Origin of the sequence: Sinomonas sp. B1-1 (genome assembly GCF_050474465.1) — a bacterium.
Lineage (GTDB): Bacteria > Actinomycetota > Actinomycetes > Actinomycetales > Micrococcaceae > Sinomonas > Sinomonas flava.
Genome location: NZ_JBCHVF010000012.1, coordinates 126910 through 142074, shown reverse-complemented (window position 1 = coordinate 142074; position 15165 = coordinate 126910). Strand labels below are relative to the sequence as shown.

Genomic DNA, 15165 nt, shown 5'->3' with positions numbered 1-15165 from the left:
CTGGTACAACAACGAACGCACCTCCCAACGACTCCAGGGCCTGAGCCCGGTCCAATACCGCGCCCAGGCCCTGGCAGCCTAGGATCTCAATAAGCCAGTCCAACTATCGGGGACCAGTGCACAACGGTGCGGAAGGGACCCCGCAACGGTGCGGAGAGGACCCCGCAACGCGTGGAGGCGTTGCGGGGTCCTTGGCGGTGCCTTGCGGGGTCCCTGGCGGTGCGGATCAGTGGCCGTGGGCGCCGTTGGGCTCCTGGACCGTGATCTCCTTGCCGTCCTTGTCGAGGATCTTCCCGTTCTCGCAGCGGTCGCCCTCCTCGAGGCACTCGAGGACCTGGATCGGGATGATCCGGGTCGGTGCAGCGGCGAACACCGACGGGTCATGGGGGTTGCCCCGCTTGACCACGTTGAAGACGAGGTTCAGCAGGATCGCCATGATCGCGGCCGAGCTGATGCCCGAGTCGAAGATGACCTGGAACCAGGTCGGGAAGTGGCCGTAGAAGTCCTTGTTGATCACCGGGATGAGCCCGAACGCGATGGAGGTCGCGACGATGATCAGGTTCATGTTGTCCTTGTAGTCCACCCGCGCCAGGGTGCGGATCCCGGAGGCCGCGACGGTGCCGAAGAGCACGACGCCGGCGCCGCCGAGGACCGGGGTCGGCACGGCGGCGACGACCCGGCCGAGGATGGGCAGGAGCCCGAGGAGCGTCAGGACGCCGCCGCCCGCGGCCACCGCGAAGCGCGACTTGATCCCGGTCACGGCCACCAGGCCGACGTTCTGGGCGAAGGCGCTCTGGGTGAACGTGTTGAACACGGGCGCGACGGCCGAGGACAGCATGTCGGCGCGGAGGCCGTTCGCGATCCGCTTCGAATCGACCTTGGTGCCCGCGATCTCGCCGACGGCGAGGATGTCCGCGGTGGTCTCGGTCAGGATCACGAGGATCACGATGACCATCGAGATGATCGCCGCCGGCTCGAAGGTCGGCATCCCGAACGCGAACGGACGCGGGAGCTCGAAGATCGGGCCGGTGCCGACCTTGGAGAAGTCGGCCATGCCGAGGAACGCCGCGACGACGGTGCCGATGACGATCGCGAGGAGGATCGACAGCCGCGAGATGACGGCGTTGCCGAGCTTGCTCAGGAGCATGATGACCACAAGGGTCAGGGCCGCGAGCCCGATGTTCGCAGGGGAGCCGTAGTCCGGCGCCTTCGCGTTGCCGCCCAGAGCCCAGTTCGCGGCGACCGGGGTCAGGGACAGGCCGATCGTGGTGATGACGACGCCGGTGACCACGGGCGGGAAGAAGTGGATGATCTTCGCGAAGAACGGCGCGACGGCCAGGCCGATGAGCGAGGCGGCGATGACGGCGCCGAACACCGCCGGGAGCCCTCCGCCGCCGCTCACGATGGCGAGCATCGTCGCGACCGACGCGAATGAGGTGCCCTGCACGAGCGGCAGCTGCGAGCCGAACCACTTGATGCCGAGCGTCTGGAGCAGGGTCGCGAGACCGCCGACGAACAGGCAGGACGTGATCAGCAGCGCGATGTCCGGGCCGCTCAGGCCGGCGGCGGAGCCGATGATGAGCGGCGGGGCGATGATGCCGCCGTACATCGTCAGCACGTGCTGGAACCCGTAGGCGAAGGCGGTGCCAATCGGCAGCCTCTGGTCCTCGGGGCGGACCGCCTCGGCGCTGTTGTGGCCGGGTGCGGGCGCATGGTTTCGGGACATAGCGGACCTCCTTGTCAGCTGTGATATCCGAGCGCGCAACGATGGATTTCGTGGGGTGGTGGGTGCCTCGGGCGAGGCGGGGGGAGCGGAAGGAGGACGACGGCGGCCGGAGTTCACCGCCGTCGTGCCTCCCTCCGGTTCAGCGCTGGGTCAGCGCGGGGTGGAGCCGGCTCAGCAGAAGCCGGTGATGCCGTCCCAGGCGTTGGAGTCGTCCGAGATGGACTCGCGCTGGAAGTTCGCCTCGATGAGGCCGTACGGGCGGTCGGCCGCGTAGAAGACCTCGTTCGGGTTGTCGAGGCCGAACGGCGTCAGGTCGACGAGGAAGTGGTGCTTGTTCGGCGTCGAGAAGCGGACCTCCTCGATCTCGGGGTGGGCGTTCAGGACCTTCTGCGCCATCTGGAACAGGGTCTGCTGGAGCGCGTAGGAGTAGCCCTCCGTGAAGCCCTCGAGCAGGAGCGCCTTGACGTCGTCGTACGACTTGTTGAAGTCGACCGAGCCGCTCGCGACAGCCTCGGGGCTGTAGCGCCAGCGGGCCGAGACGTCGGTGGCCAGGATGCGGTCCGTGGTCTCCTCGAGCGTGGTGAAGCGGTCCTTCGGGTAGCCCACGAAGCCCGACTGCGTGGACTTCAGGACCGTGAGGTCGTTCAGGCCGGAGATCACCTGGACGGTGTCGCCGTCCTTCACGACCACCGCGTTGCGGACCTCCTGGCCCTTGCGGACGAACGAGTGGTCGTGGCCCTCGGCCTGGGAGCTCATGGCGATGCGCTCCCACGCGAACTGCTCGGCCTCCCAGCGGCCGCCCGTGACCCAGGCGAACTCGGACGTGAAGTGGTTCGCGAGACGGATGAGGAACTGCTCGGGCGAGCCGACGCCGTCGCGGGCGAACCCGAAGACAGTGTTCTTCTGGGTGTCGGTGGGGACCACGTGGCCGTTGTCGCCGTCGAAGTGCGCCGCGTCGAAGTCGCCCCGCAGCTGCGACGTGACGCTCAGGTCCTCGATCTCGTGGCGCGCGGTGTCGCGGGTGATCTTGACGACGCGGACCTCGGCCTTGCCGTACTGGTTCTTGCCCAGGACGATCCTGGTGTTCTCGGTGTTGTTCTGCGCCATGGCGCTAGCTCCCTCGGTAAGTGGAAAAGGCGAAAGGACTCAGCAGGAGCGGCACGTGGTAGTGCGCCTCCGCCGCGTCGACCGTGAAGGTCAGCGAAACCTCCGGGAAGAAGGTGTCCTGTCCGATGCCGGCGAAGTACGGTCCGGTCGCGAACTGGAGGCGGTACTCACCGCTGTCCAGCCGCTCGGGGCCGAGCTCTTTCACCCGCCCGTCTGCATCGGTGATGCCCGTGCCAATCCGGGACCATGCGCCGCCGTCGCGGGCGTAGAGTTCGACGGCGACACCTGCGGCCGGCTTCCCGGCAGCGGTATCCAGAATGTGGGTGGTCACATGTGAGACGCTCATGCGCTCATGCCCCCTTCGACGCTCGGTCCGCGGCGAGGCTCTGCTCCAGCAGGCCCTGCTCCAGCCGGAGCAGGGCGATCTCGCGGAGCTGTGCGGCGACGATGGGCTCCTCCTGCTCCGGTGTGTGGCCGAGGCGCTCCTGGAGCGCGGAGAGGATCTCCTCGGCGCTGCGGCCGGCGGCGCGGATCAGGAAGACCCGGCCGAACTTCTCCTCGTACGCCCGGTTCCCCTCGGCCAGGGCGGTTGTCACCCTGTGGTCGCGGGGATCGACGCCGGCCTGCTCGCTGCGGGACATCGACGCCTCGGCGCTCTTCCCCGCGGCCCTTTCCCCGATGCGGGGGTGCTGGGACAGCGCGCCCTCCAGCTCCTGCGGGGTGAAGGGGTCCGCAGCAGTGCGCACTGCGGCGAGGAGGTCCTCGACGCTGGCAAAGGGTCGGGCCCGGGTGATCTCATCGATCCAGCGGTCGACGTCGAGGCACGGCTTCAGGAGCTCTCTTGCCTCATCGGCGGGGGCGGCATTGAACTGTTCAAGCAACATGGCTTGTCGGGTCCTCAACTGCTCAATGCTGGCATCCACGGTGACGGCTATACGGAACGTCTTTTTCTAGCGCTCCTGAGGAGCGGGCTAGGTTCCGTATCGTGGAACTGTTATTTCAGCATGTGCAATAAGTGTGCCTCATACGTGGTGTGACTGTCAACACTATCCGGTGATGTGGGATACAGAAATTCTGCACCCCGCGTCCCGCCGAGGTCACCCCGTGTGCTGCCGAGGTCACCCCGCGTCCCGTCGAGGTCACCCCGTGTGCCGCCGAGGTCACCGGGTGTGGTGTCGAGGTCACCTCGTGTGCCGCCGAGGTCACCGGGTGTGGTGTCGAGGTCACCTCGTGTGCTGCCGAGGTCACCTCGTGCTTTGGAGTGGCTGCCGGCACCCCGGGCGTGACATCGGCGTCGCAGGGGGTGACTTCGGCGGCAGAGGGGGTGACTTCGGCGGCAGAGGGGGTGACTTCGGCGGCAGAGGGGGTGACTTCGGCGGAGGGGCGGGGCCGGGCGGGGCCGGGACGCAGAAGGCCCCGGCGCCGGTCCGCAGGGGACTGGCACCGGGGCCGCAGGGCCAGTGGTGGCCGGCAGGGTGCTAGGTCAGAGGCCGAGCCTGTCGCGCAGGGCCGCCACGTGGCCGTCCGCCTGGACGCCGTACTCGATGGACTCGATCGTGCCCTCGGGGGACACGATGGCGGTGGAGCGCAGGATGCCCTCCTTGACCTCGCCGTTGACGATCTTCTCGCCCCACGCACCCCACTCCTTGGCGACCGACGCGCCGTCGTCCGCCAGGAGCGGGAAGGTGAGCGAGAAGTCCTCGGCGAACGAGGCGATGTCCTCGACCGGATCCGGGGAGATGCCGATGACGCTCACGCCGGCGGCGTTGAGGGCGTCCAGGCTGTCCCGGAAGTCGCAGGCCTCGGTCGTGCAGCCGGGGGTCGCGGCCTTCGGGTAGAAGTAGACGACCGCGCGGCGGCCGCGGAAGTCCGTCAGGGAGACGTCGTGCCCCGAGGCGTCCGGAAGGGTGAAGTCCGGGGCCTGCTGGCCGGTGGAGAGCTTGGTGGAGACTGTCATGGTTCCATCCTGGGGTCGGGCGGGCAGTGGATCAGGCAGTGCCGCGGCGGATCAGCCGGCCCTTGGGCTCGCTGAAGTCCACCTCGGTGCCGCGCACGAAGGTGCGGCGCACCACGCCGGAGAGCGCCTTGCCCTGGTACGGCGTGATGTGGTTCTTGTGGTGCAGCCTGTCGGCGTCGACGATGAAGGTCTCGTCCGCGGCGAAGACGGCAAGGTCGGCATCGTACCCCGGGGCCAGCACGCCCTTGCGCTGCAGGCGCGCGAGCTCCGCCGGCTTCTCGCCCATCCAGCGCACGACCTGCTCGAGCGCGATCCCACGCCGCCGGGCCTCGGTCCAGATGATCGACAGCCCCAGCTGGAGCGAGGCGACCCCGCCCCAGGCCACGCCGAAGTCGCCGTTCTCGAGGTCCTTGAGGTCGACGGTGCTGGGGGAGTGGTCCGAGACGATGCAGTCGATCGTGCCGTCCTCGAGGCCCTGCCACAGCAGCTCCCGGTTGGAGGCCTCGCGGATCGGCGGGCAGCACTTGAAGGCCGTCGCCCCGTTGGGGATCTCCTCCGCGAGGAGGGTCAGGTAGTGCGGGCACGTCTCGACGGTCAGCTTCACGCCGTCGCGCTTGGCCGAGGCGATCATCGCCAGCGCGTCCGACGAGGACAGGTGCAGGATGTGCGCCCGCGCGCCGGTCCAGCGGGCGCGCTCGATGACCTCGGCTATGGCCACGTTCTCGGCGCCGCGGGGACGCGAGTGGAGGAAGCTCTCGTAGACGTCGCCCTCGGGGTTCGGGGCGCGGTCGATCGCGCGGGAGTCCTCGGCGTGGACGATCATGAGCCCGTCGAAGGACGCGATCTCGGTCAGGTCCTTCTCGAGCTCGTCCACCTCCAGGTGCGGGAACTCGTCCACGCCGGAGTGGAGGAGGAAGCACTTGAAGCCGAAGACGCCCTCGTCGTGCAGTGCGCGCAGGTCCCCGGTGTTGCCCGGGATCGCCCCGCCCCAGAAGCCCACGTCGACGAAGGACTGCGTCTCCGCCGCCGCGCGCTTGACCTGCAGGGCGTTGACGTTGACGGTCGGCGGGATCGAGTTCAGCGGCATGTCGATGATGGTCGTGACCCCGCCGGCGGCCGCGGCCTTCGTGGCGGAGGCGAAGCCCTCCCACTCGGTCCGGCCCGGCTCGTTCACGTGCACGTGCGTGTCCACGAGGCCGGGGATGAGGGTCTCGTCCTCGGCCAGCTCAATGGTCTCGCGGCCGGTGAGGCCGTTGCCGAGGGGCTCGAGCGCGACGATGCGCCCGTCCGTGATGCCGACCTCCCGCGGGGCGACGCCCGCCGTGGTGAGGACCCGCTGCCCGCGGATCACCAGGTCGAATGCCGGAGCGCTCTCTGCATTGCTCACGTCACAGGCTCCTTACTGTTCTCAAGGTCAACGATAGAGGCGGCCAGATCGATCCCGATCCGCCTCAGAAGGGTGCTCGCCTCGCGGATGCAGGTCTCCACATCCGGCTCGAGGCCTGTCAGCGCGTGGACCGAGCGGAAGCCGGCCGAGGCGGCATCCGCGAGCTGGCTCCGCCCGCACACCGCGACGACGGGGATGCCCTGCGCGGCGGCCTCCTTCGCGACGCCGATCGGGGCCTTGCCCGAGAGCGACTGCGCGTCGAGGCTCCCCTCGCCGGTGACGACGAGGTCCGCGCCGGCGAGCTTCTCGCGCAGCCCGGTGAATTCGACGACGACGTCGATGCCCCGCCTCCGCATCGCGCCGAGGGCGAGTGCGGCGTACCCGACGCCGCCGGCCGCGCCTGCGCCGGGAAGGTCCTTCGCAGCTGCGGCCACCGGGCCCATGGCCTGGCCGAGGACTGCGGCGAAACGGGCCAGGGCGGCGTCGAGCTCCTCGACGTCCGACGGCGAGGCCCCCTTCTGCGGGCCGAACACCGCCGCCGCCCCTTCCGCGCCGAGGAGGGGGTTGTCGACGTCGGCGGCAAGGATGAGCCGGGCGTGGTCGAGGCGTGCGTCGAGGCCCGACAGGTCCGCCTCGGCGATCCGCGCCAGGGCCGCGCCGCCGAGCGGGACGTCGCGGCCGGCGTCGTCCGTGAACCGCGCGCCGAGGCCGGCGAGCATGCCCGCACCGCCGTCGGTGCACGCGCTGCCGCCCACGCCGAGGACGATCTCGCGGCAGCCCGCGTCGAGGGCCGCCCGGATGAGCTGGCCCGTGCCGAGGCTCGTGGCGCCGCGGGCGTCGCGGACGCCGCCCGGGAGCACGTCCAGCCCGGAGGCTGCGGCCATCTCGATCACTGCCGTGCGCCGGCCCTCGGGGCCTGCGGAGACGGCGAACTCGGCGGTGAGCGTCTGGCCCGTCGGGCCGGCCACGGCCGCCCGGCGTGGAGAGAAGCCCGCGCCGAGCGCCGCGCTCACGGTGCCCTCGCCGCCGTCGGCCACGGGAACCAGGACGAGCTCGGCGTCGGGGAGCACCTCGCGGATGCCCTCGGCGACCGCCTCGGCGACCTGCGCGCCGGTGAGCGAGCCCTTGAACTTGTCCGGGGCGAGGACGATCTTCATTCCTGATCCTGCCTTCGGCCCGGCTAGCTGCCCGCGCCCGCGAGGGCCACGATCGCGGTGGGAGCGTCCTCGGGGGTCTCGGCGAGGCCCTCGAACTCCGTCACGTTGTCCAGCTCGGTGCCCATCGCGATGTTGGTGACCCGCTCGAGGATCGCCTCCACCACGACCGGCACCCTGTGCTCCGCCATGAGGGCACGGGCCTTCTCGAAGGCGGGTCCCAGGTCCTCCGGGCGCTCGACCCGGATGGCCTTGCAGCCCAGGCCCTCGGCCACCTTGACGTGGTCCACGCCGTAGCCTGCGGCGGTGCCGGTCTCGGGCGTCGAATTGATGTTCTCGAACGCGAGGGAGACGTGGTAGTCCATCTCGAAGCCGCGCTGCGACTGGCGGATGAGGCCCAGGTAGGAGTTGTTCACCACCACGTGGATGTACGGCAGCTGGAACTGCGCGCCCACGGCGAGCTCCTCGATCATGAACTGGAAGTCGTAGTCGCCCGAGAGCGCCACGACCGTCTCGCCCGGCTTGCCGCGCACGACGCCGAGCGCGGCCGGCCCGGTCCAGCCCAGCGGCCCTGCCTGGCCGGCGTTGATCCATTTGCGGGGGCCGAACACGTGCAGCATCTGCGCCCCGGCGATCTGGGACAGGCCGATCGTCGTCACGTAGGTGGTGTCGGGGCCGAACGCCTTGTTCATCTCCTCGTAGACGCGGAACGGCTTCATGGGCACGTTGTCGAAGTGCGTCTTGCGCTGCATCCGGCCCCGCTTGGCCTGGGCGGCCTCGGCCCACGCGGTGTAGTCGGGCAGCTGGCCGGAGGCCTTGCGCTCCCGCGCCACCTCGAGGACTGCGTCGAGGAACGCGCCGGCGTCGGAGACGATGCCGAAGTCGGGGGAGAACACGCGGCCGATCTGGATCGGCTCGATGTCGACGTGCACGAACGTGCGTCCGGCGGTGTACTTCTCGATCGAGCCCGTGTGGCGGTTGGCCCAGCGGTTGCCGATCCCTATCACGAAGTCGGACTCGAGGAACGTCGCGTTGCCGTACTTGTGCGACGTCTGCAGGCCCACCATGCCGGCCATGAGGCGGTGGTCGTCCGGGATCGAGCCCCAGCCCATGAGGGTCGGGACCACGGGCACGTTGAGGGTCTCGGCCAGCTCGACGAGCTGCCCGGCGGCGTCGGCGTTGATGATGCCGCCGCCGGCCACGATGAGCGGCTTCTGGGCTGCGGTGAGCATGTCCAGGGCCTTCTCGGCCTGCTTCCGGGTGGCGCGCGGCTTCTCGACCGGGAGCGGCTCGTAGGCGTCGATGTCGAAGTCGATCTGGGCCATCTGCACGTCGAACGGCAGGTCCAGGAGCACGGGGCCGGGGCGGCCGGAGCGCATGAGCTGGAAGGCCTTCTGCACGGCGCCGGGGATCTGGCCGGGCTCGAGGACGGTCATGGCCATCTTGGTCAGGGGCTTGGCGATGGACTCGATGTCCACGGCCTGGAAGTCCTCCTTGTGCAGCTTCGCGACGGGCGCCTGCCCGGTGAAGCACAGCATCGGGATCGAGTCCGCCTGGGCCGCGTACAGGCCGGTGATCATGTCCGTGCCGGCGGGGCCGGACGTGCCGAGGCAGATGCCGATGTTGCCGGCCTTGGCGCGGGAGTACCCGTCCGCCATGTGCGAGGCTCCCTCGACGTGGCGGGCTAGCGTGTGGCGGATGCCGCCGTGGGCGCGCATCGCGGAGTAGAGGGGGTTGATCGCGGCGCCGGGCAGGCCGAAGGCCTCGGTGGCGCCCTCCTTCTCGAGGATGGCCACGATCGCGTCGACAGTGCGCATCTTTGCCATGTCGGAAGCTCCTTTGGAACGTTTTCGGGTGTGAGAAAGGGGCCGGCCCCGAGGTTGCGCGCCCGGGGCCGGCTGTCTGTGGGGGCACCGCGGTGGGTGCCTGGCGCACGACGGCGAGTGGTCGCCGTCGTGCGCAGCCCGTGCGGAGGGCTACTCCTTGCCGGAGAGCTGGGCCTTGCCGGAAAGCTCGGCCTTGCCGGAAAGCTCGGCGGTGAGCTTGAAGAGGCCGGAGTGGTCGAGGCCGCCGTCGCCCCGGGCGACGAGGGCCGTGACGAGCTGCGCGACCGCCGCGCCGAGCGGGACGACGACGCCGGCCTCGCGGGCCGCGGAGGTGACGATGCCGAGGTCCTTGTTGTGCAGGGCCAGGCGGAAGCCGGGGTCGAAGTTGCGGTCCAGCATCTTCTGGCCCTTCTGGTCCAGGACCTTCGAGCCGGCGAGGCCGCCGCCGAGGACCTTGAGCGCGGCGTCGGTGTCCACGCCGTACGCCTCGAGGAAGATGATCGCCTCGGAGAGCGCCTGGATGTTGACGGCGACGATCAGCTGGTTCGCGGCCTTGACCGTCTGGCCGGAGCCGGAGGGGCCCACGTGGACGATGGTCTTGCCGACCGCCTCGAGGACCGGGAGGGCGGCGTCGAAGTCCGCCTTCTCGCCGCCGACCATGATGGACAGGACGGCGTCGATGGCGCCCTGCTCGCCGCCGGAGACCGGCGCGTCGAGCGGGCGGATGCCGGCCTCGCGGGCCTCGGCGGAGAGCCGGGCGGCGACGTCCGGGCGGATCGAGGAGGCGTCGATCCACAGCGCGCCCTTCGGGGCGTTCGCGAAGATGCCGTCGGCGCCGGAGACGACGCCCTCGACGTCGGGGGAGTCCGGGACCATCGTGATGATGACCTCGGCGTCCTTGACCGCCTCGGCGATGCTCTTGGCGCCTCGGCCGCCCTCCGCGACAAGCTTGTTGACTTTGTCTTCGCTGCGGTTGTAGCCGGTGACGGTGTGGCCGGCCTTGACGAGGTTGACGGCCATGGGGAGGCCCATGATGCCGAGGCCGATCACTGCGATGCTGGACTTGGTCCCTGCGTTGCTCATGCTGTTCTCCTTGACGTCTGGTAGGTGACGGCCGGTCAGGCGACGGGGCGGATGGCCCAGGCGAACGCCTCGGCCTGGGGGGCCTTGTACTCGAGGCCGATGTAGCCGGAGTACCCCAGCTCGCGCGAGCGGGAGATCCACTCGCCGAGCGGCAGGCTTCCGGTGCCGGGGGCGCCGCGGCCGGGGTTGTCGGCGATCTGGATGTGGCCGAAGTCCTTGGCGTGCTCCTCGATCACCGCGGCGACGTCGTCGCCGTTGACCGCGAGGTGGTAGAAGTCCGCGAGGAGCCTGACGTTCTCGACGCCGGCCTCCTGGGTCTTGGCGATGACGTCGAGGGCGTCCGCGGCGGTCTTGAGCGGGTAGGCGGGAGTGCCGGAGACCGGCTCGAGGAGGACGGTGCCGCCGACCTTCGCGACGCCCTCGGCGGCCGCGACGAGGTTCTTCAGCCCGAGTTCGTCCTGCTCCTGCGGGGTGAACCCGTCCTGGCGGTTGCCGTAGAGGGCGTTGAACGCCTTGGTGCCGGTGCGCTCGGCGATGCCGACCACCACGTCGATGTTGTCCTTGAACTCGCCGCAGCGGCCCTTCCAGGAGACGAGGCCGCGGTCCCCGGCCGGCATGTCCCCGGCGAAGAAGTTGAGGCCGCTCAGCTGCACGCCGGCGTTCTCGAGCGCGGCGATGAACGCGTCGACGTCCTTGTCGGCGGGGACGGCCTCGGCGAACGGCCACCAGAACTCGACGGCGTCGAAGCCGGCGGCCTTGACGGCGGCAGGGCGCTCGAGCAGGGGCAGCTCGGTCAGGAGGATGGAGCAGTTCACCGTGTATGTCATCGTCGACACCTCTCTTCGCGGGTTCTCGCGATCATCGTTTTTTCAGATCGTGGAATAAAACTTTCTCTGAATGAAAGTGTAGGGCGCGGATGTGATGGCGGTCAAGCCACTTTGGATACCAAAACGTGGAGGGGGGTCACTGGTACGCGGGGTCCGGGGGCGCAATGATGGAGTCATGGCGACCTATTTCGGCATGGAGCATGCATCAAGCAAGGATCCGCACGACTGGGGGCGGGCCATGTGCGCTGCTCTCAACCGCCTCCTCGAGGAGGCCAAGGGGGACAGGAACTATCTCGAACACAAGCACCTGCTCGGGCAGGACATCGTGATGCGCATCGAGGCGGAGGGCGACGGCGTCGCCGTGCACCTGAGCTGGAAGCCGCAGAACCAGGATGACGCTCCGAGGGACGAGGACGACGACCGCGCGGCGGTCGGCCGGAAGACGACCGCGGAGCGGGAGGCGACGGAGCGGGGGGCGACGGAGCAGGAGGCGGCTGATCGGGAGGCGGCTGAGCTCGTGGAGGGTTCCGGCCGCGGCGGCTGACGTTTCGGGTACAGCTAATCTGCCCTCGTGGCGTTTCGGGTACAGCTGATTCGCGCCTGGCGCGTTTCGGGTAGAGCTGATTCGCGCCCAGGCCGTTTCGGGTACGCGGGACCGCTCTTGTCGCGCGGGCGTTCACCTCTCGAAGGCCTGGCGCGTCCGACGCCGCGGGGAACCCCGGGCGGGTGAGCTCACCCCACGGAGCGAGGCCTCGGCGTCGTGCCTCGCGTGCCCGTTGAGCAGAGGCAACGAAGACCCGTACCCGAAATGGGTAGGGCGGTGAATTTGCTGTACCCGAAATGGGTAGGGCGGTGAAGAGCTGTACCCGAAACGGCTGGGGGAGCGAATCTGCTGTACCCGAAACGTCAAGCGGGTCAGCGGGCCGAGCGGGCCGGGCGGCCCGGGCGGGCCGCTCGCCACCCGGCCGCCGAAGCTCCCAGCAGCACCCCGGCCGCGGTGAAGACGCCCGCCGACCCCATCCCGGCGGCGAGCAGCCCGACCGCGGGCGGGATGACGGCCTGCCCGAGGCGGTTGGCCGTGATCCGTGCGGCGAGCCAGGTCCCCCGGGTTCCGGGTGGCGCGGCGAGGGAGACGACGGTCATCGTCAGGGGCTGCACGATCCCCAGCGCGTACCCTGCCGCGACGAGCACGGCGCCGAGGGCCCACTCCGGCATCGGCACCGCGACGGCCAGGACGGCGGCGGCGCCGGCGGCGGTCGCCCACAGGATGAGCCCGGAGCGGCCGAACCGGTCCACGAATCGTCCGAGCGCGAGCCGCGAGGCCATGGTCGCGAGCGCGCGGGCGGTCAGGAGCGCCCCGACCACGGAGGCGGGGATCCCGCGCTCCACGCCGAGGGCCGGCAGGTAGACCTGGATGAGGTCGATCGAGCAGAGCACCATCATCGACACCCCGATCGAGGTCACGAGGGGCCGCCGGACGGCCGGATCGGCGGCGAGTGCCTGGCGCAGTGGAATCGAGGTCGTGCGCCTGGTGCCCCGGGTCCCGGACCGCCTCACGACCATCCACAATGTCGTCGCGGACATGCAGGCAGCCGCGGCGAGGTAGAGCGCGAACAGCGGCCCGGTCTCGGGCAGCACGGAGCCGCCGCCCACCACGGCGAGCAGAGTCGGGGCGAGGGCCTGCCCGGCCGAGCCCGCGAACGTGTAGAGGCCGAAGAGCGCGTCCAGGTTCCGCCACCGCCCCGAAGCGGCCGCGGCCTCGGCGATGCGGCTCTGCTCGCCCAGGAGGCTGATGAGGTGGCCGAGGCCGAGGAGCGCGTTCCAGCCGAGGAGCCACCACACGTCCGGGGTCGCGAGCAGCAGCCCCACACCGGAGCCGACCATGAGCAGCGCACCGACGAGGAGCAGCGGGCGTCCGTGGCCGGCGTCGTCCATACGGCCCACCCACACCGCGGCCGCGAGCGGCAGGAGGGAGAAGCTCGCCACGACCAGTCCCAGCAGCGCCGGCTCGACCCCCAGCTCGAGTGCGCGGTAGGACGCGGTGGGCCGCACGGTGTACGCGGCGAGCTGGAGGAAGACGGCGTGGGCGAGCACGGCCCACGGGTAGCGAGCGGGAGATGTCATGGCGAAGCCAACGTTAGCCCTTGTTCAGAGGCGGACTCCGGTGCCACGGTGGAGCCATGGGACGGCTCATTGTTCAGGAGACGATCAGCGCCGACGGCTTCGCGGCGGACCCCGAGGGCACAACATCCTTCATGGAGCCCTTCATCGGCGGTGCCGCGGAAGGGTTCGCCCGGCGGCAGCTCGAGCTCATCGAGGGACTGTCGGGCATGCTCATGGGCGCCCGCACCTACGAGGGCTTCAGCTCGTTCTGGCCCACCGAGGCTTCCGAGGGCGAGATGGTCGCCCCGGCGCTCAACGGCCTCACCCGCTACGTCTTCTCCCACTCCCATCAGGAGGCGCCCTGGGGCGAGAAAGGGGACTGCGAGGTGTACTCGGGGGACACGGGCGAGGGGATCCGCCGCATCAAGGCGGAGTCGGAGGGCGACATAGGCTGCTGGGGCAGCCTGAGCCTGGTCCGCGAGCTCCTGGACCTCGGCGAGGTCGACGAGCTGCGGCTGGTCGTGGCGCCGTCGATGATCGGCCAGGGGCGGCGCTTCGGCCCGGCGGGACAGGTCCAGCTCGCCCTGCGCGAGGCAGCGACGTACGACGACGCGCTGGTCGAGCTGGTCTACGACCTGCGCACCGCCGACTGAGCCCCGGGAGGCTGAGCCGTGGCCACCGAGGAGGACGTCCGTGCGCTGTGCCTGGCCCTGCCGGGCGTGACCGAGCGGCCGAGCTGGAACCAGCCCGCGTGGTTTGCCAAGACGCTGTTCGCACGGATCTGGGAGCCGGGTGTCGTGACTCTCAAGACGGAGGAACGCGAGGCCCTCGCCGCGACGGATCCCGAGACGTTCTACTGGGAGATCCCGCACCACGCTGGGTCTCCGCAGCTCGTGCTCGTCCGGCTGGGACGGATCTCGCGGGACGAGCTGGCCGAGATGGTCGAGGAGTCCTATCGGATCGCCGGAGGTCCGGGGAAGGACTGATCGCGTACCCGGAAGGCGCTCTCGTGGGATCTGGCGTACCCGAAAGGGCGAAATGCGCGAAGGATGTGTACCCGAAACGCGTGGTGGATACGACGGCGCGGGGTGGATACGACGGCGCGGGGTGGATACGACGGCGCGGGGCGGCTCAGTGCCAGGCCGGCCCCACGCCGTCGTGCTTGAGGGCTCCTCTCAGGTGAGCTTCACCTGGCGGTTGACGTCCTTGTAGAGGAGGTAGCGGAACTCGCCGGGGCCGCCGGCGTAGCAGGCCTGGGGACAGAAGGCGCGCAGCCACATGAAGTCGCCGGCCTCGACCTCCACCCAGTCGTTGTTGAGCAGGTACATCGCCTTGCCCTCCAGGACATAGAGGCCGTGCTCCATGACGTGGGTCTCCGGGAACGGGATCACGCCGCCGGGCTGGAACGTCACGATGTTCACGTGCATGTCGTGCGCGAGGTCGTCGGGGTCGACGAAGCGGGTGGTCTTCCAGACGCCGTTGACGTCCGGCATCTCCCGGGGTGCCACCTCGGCGTCGGAGGTCACGAAGCTCTTGGCGTCGTAGCCCGGCAGCCGCTCGTACGCCTTGCGCACCCAGTGGAACGAGGCGATGTCGTCCGAGACGTTCTCCAGGCCCCACTCGTCGCCAGCGGCGAGGTAGGCGTAGCCCCCTTCGCCGAGCTCGTGGGCCTCGCCGTTGAGCGTGAGGTTCACCGTGCCCTTGACGACGAACACGACGTCCTCGACGCCGGGCTCGAACTCCGCCTTGGGCGCGCCGCCGCCGGGGGAGATCTCCACGATGAGCTGGGAGAACGTCGTCGCGAACCCGGAGATGGGCCGGGCGATGATCCACGAGCGGGTCTTGGTGAAGCCGGGCAGGTTGGAGGTGACGATGTCGGTCAGGACGCCCTTGGGGATGACCGTGTAGGCCTCGGTGACGATGGCGCGCTCGGTGGTCAGGTGGGTCTGCGGCGGCAGGCCGCCTTCGGGGTAGTAGTACTTGCCCATGTCTCTT

16 protein-coding genes are annotated in these 15165 nt (G+C 70.0%); 4 read left to right on the top strand and 12 right to left on the bottom strand.

All coding sequences use genetic code 11. The annotated features are described in order from the left end of the window. On the top strand, nucleotides 1-82 hold an 82-nt coding region (locus tag ACQ5BE_RS15940), incomplete at its 5' end, for an IS3 family transposase (RefSeq protein WP_430296798.1). A gap of 144 nt (nucleotides 83-226) precedes the next feature. Here the strand turns inward: ACQ5BE_RS15940 and ACQ5BE_RS15935 are convergent. The 10 genes from ACQ5BE_RS15935 to ACQ5BE_RS15890 form a co-directional block, all read right to left on the bottom strand. Then, nucleotides 227-1726 (bottom strand): nucleobase:cation symporter-2 family protein, encoded by a 1500-nt coding sequence (locus tag ACQ5BE_RS15935; RefSeq protein ID WP_430297971.1) that lies wholly within the window; start codon nucleotides 1724-1726, stop codon nucleotides 227-229. 171 nt (nucleotides 1727-1897) lie between these two features. Further along, nucleotides 1898-2833 carry a factor-independent urate hydroxylase gene (pucL, locus tag ACQ5BE_RS15930; RefSeq protein WP_430297969.1) on the bottom strand — a complete coding sequence of 312 codons (936 nt, stop codon included), beginning with the start codon at nucleotides 2831-2833 and terminating at the stop codon, nucleotides 1898-1900. Nucleotides 2834-2837: 4 nt separating this feature from the next. Continuing rightward, nucleotides 2838-3179, bottom strand: coding sequence for a hydroxyisourate hydrolase (gene uraH / locus ACQ5BE_RS15925; protein ID WP_208710368.1), 342 nt, complete (start codon nucleotides 3177-3179; stop codon nucleotides 2838-2840). A 4-nt stretch (nucleotides 3180-3183) separates the two neighbouring features. Beyond that, on the bottom strand, nucleotides 3184-3735 hold the full coding sequence (uraD, locus tag ACQ5BE_RS15920; protein WP_430297967.1) for a 2-oxo-4-hydroxy-4-carboxy-5-ureidoimidazoline decarboxylase: 552 nt from the start codon (nucleotides 3733-3735) through the stop codon (nucleotides 3184-3186). Nucleotides 3736-4316: 581 nt separating this feature from the next. After that, nucleotides 4317-4790 (bottom strand): thioredoxin-dependent thiol peroxidase, encoded by a 474-nt coding sequence (gene bcp, locus ACQ5BE_RS15915; protein WP_430297966.1) that lies wholly within the window; start codon nucleotides 4788-4790, stop codon nucleotides 4317-4319. Between the two features lie 31 nt (nucleotides 4791-4821). Then, the gene (gene allB, locus ACQ5BE_RS15910; RefSeq protein ID WP_430297965.1) at nucleotides 4822-6177 is read right to left on the bottom strand and encodes an allantoinase AllB; all 1356 of its coding nucleotides are present in this window, start codon (nucleotides 6175-6177) and stop codon (nucleotides 4822-4824) included. Continuing rightward, nucleotides 6174-7334, bottom strand: coding sequence for a glycerate kinase (locus tag ACQ5BE_RS15905; RefSeq protein WP_430297964.1), 1161 nt, complete (start codon nucleotides 7332-7334; stop codon nucleotides 6174-6176). Before ACQ5BE_RS15905 ends, allB begins: the two co-directional genes overlap by 4 nt. Before the next feature lie 23 nt (nucleotides 7335-7357). Then, nucleotides 7358-9157, bottom strand: a complete 1800-nt coding sequence (gene gcl / locus ACQ5BE_RS15900) for a glyoxylate carboligase (RefSeq protein WP_430297963.1) — start codon at nucleotides 9155-9157, stop codon at nucleotides 7358-7360. 150 nt (nucleotides 9158-9307) lie between these two features. Further along, nucleotides 9308-10240: a 2-hydroxy-3-oxopropionate reductase gene (locus ACQ5BE_RS15895; protein WP_430297962.1), complete on the bottom strand. Its 933-nt coding sequence runs from the start codon at nucleotides 10238-10240 to the stop codon at nucleotides 9308-9310. A gap of 35 nt (nucleotides 10241-10275) precedes the next feature. After that, complete coding sequence (locus ACQ5BE_RS15890) at nucleotides 10276-11067, bottom strand: hydroxypyruvate isomerase family protein (protein WP_430297961.1); 792 nt, start codon at nucleotides 11065-11067, stop codon at nucleotides 10276-10278. A 175-nt stretch (nucleotides 11068-11242) separates the two neighbouring features. Here ACQ5BE_RS15890 and ACQ5BE_RS15885 point away from each other — a divergent pair, with 175 nt between their 5' ends. Beyond that, nucleotides 11243-11611, top strand: a complete 369-nt coding sequence (locus ACQ5BE_RS15885; RefSeq protein ID WP_430297960.1) for a hypothetical protein — start codon at nucleotides 11243-11245, stop codon at nucleotides 11609-11611. 371 nt (nucleotides 11612-11982) lie between these two features. Here ACQ5BE_RS15885 and ACQ5BE_RS15880 read toward each other — a convergent pair whose 3' ends face one another. After that, nucleotides 11983-13191: an MFS transporter gene (locus ACQ5BE_RS15880; protein ID WP_430297959.1), complete on the bottom strand. Its 1209-nt coding sequence runs from the start codon at nucleotides 13189-13191 to the stop codon at nucleotides 11983-11985. Between the two features lie 56 nt (nucleotides 13192-13247). Here ACQ5BE_RS15880 and ACQ5BE_RS15875 point away from each other — a divergent pair, with 56 nt between their 5' ends. Then, nucleotides 13248-13823, top strand: a complete 576-nt coding sequence (locus tag ACQ5BE_RS15875) for a dihydrofolate reductase family protein (RefSeq protein WP_430297958.1) — start codon at nucleotides 13248-13250, stop codon at nucleotides 13821-13823. Nucleotides 13824-13841: 18 nt separating this feature from the next. Continuing rightward, nucleotides 13842-14156 carry an MmcQ/YjbR family DNA-binding protein gene (locus ACQ5BE_RS15870; RefSeq protein WP_430297957.1) on the top strand — a complete coding sequence of 105 codons (315 nt, stop codon included), beginning with the start codon at nucleotides 13842-13844 and terminating at the stop codon, nucleotides 14154-14156. A 189-nt stretch (nucleotides 14157-14345) separates the two neighbouring features. Here the strand turns inward: ACQ5BE_RS15870 and ACQ5BE_RS15865 are convergent, their stop codons facing one another. Then, complete coding sequence (locus ACQ5BE_RS15865) at nucleotides 14346-15158, bottom strand: bifunctional allantoicase/(S)-ureidoglycine aminohydrolase (RefSeq protein WP_430297956.1); 813 nt, start codon at nucleotides 15156-15158, stop codon at nucleotides 14346-14348. Nucleotides 15159-15165: the final 7 nt, after the last annotated feature.

Bases quoted from the DNA above. Each gene is read 5' to 3' on its own strand.
- ACQ5BE_RS15895 (WP_430297962.1), bottom strand. From the start codon at position 10,240: ATGAGCAACGCAGGGACCAAGTCCAGCATCGCAGTGATCGGCCTCGGC.
- ACQ5BE_RS15865 (WP_430297956.1), bottom strand. From the start codon at position 15,158: ATGGGCAAGTACTACTACCCCGAAGGCGGCCTGCCGCCGCAGACCCAC.
- gcl (WP_430297963.1), bottom strand. From the start codon at position 9,157: ATGGCAAAGATGCGCACTGTCGACGCGATCGTGGCCATCCTCGAGAAG.
- ACQ5BE_RS15890 (WP_430297961.1), bottom strand. From the start codon at position 11,067: ATGACATACACGGTGAACTGCTCCATCCTCCTGACCGAGCTGCCCCTG.
- ACQ5BE_RS15880 (WP_430297959.1), bottom strand. From the start codon at position 13,191: ATGACATCTCCCGCTCGCTACCCGTGGGCCGTGCTCGCCCACGCCGTC.
- ACQ5BE_RS15935 (WP_430297971.1), bottom strand. From the start codon at position 1,726: ATGTCCCGAAACCATGCGCCCGCACCCGGCCACAACAGCGCCGAGGCG.
- pucL (WP_430297969.1), bottom strand. From the start codon at position 2,833: ATGGCGCAGAACAACACCGAGAACACCAGGATCGTCCTGGGCAAGAAC.
- ACQ5BE_RS15875 (WP_430297958.1), top strand. From the start codon at position 13,248: ATGGGACGGCTCATTGTTCAGGAGACGATCAGCGCCGACGGCTTCGCG.
- bcp (WP_430297966.1), bottom strand. From the start codon at position 4,790: ATGACAGTCTCCACCAAGCTCTCCACCGGCCAGCAGGCCCCGGACTTC.
- ACQ5BE_RS15905 (WP_430297964.1), bottom strand. From the start codon at position 7,334: ATGAAGATCGTCCTCGCCCCGGACAAGTTCAAGGGCTCGCTCACCGGC.
- ACQ5BE_RS15885 (WP_430297960.1), top strand. From the start codon at position 11,243: ATGGCGACCTATTTCGGCATGGAGCATGCATCAAGCAAGGATCCGCAC.
- uraH (WP_208710368.1), bottom strand. From the start codon at position 3,179: ATGAGCGTCTCACATGTGACCACCCACATTCTGGATACCGCTGCCGGG.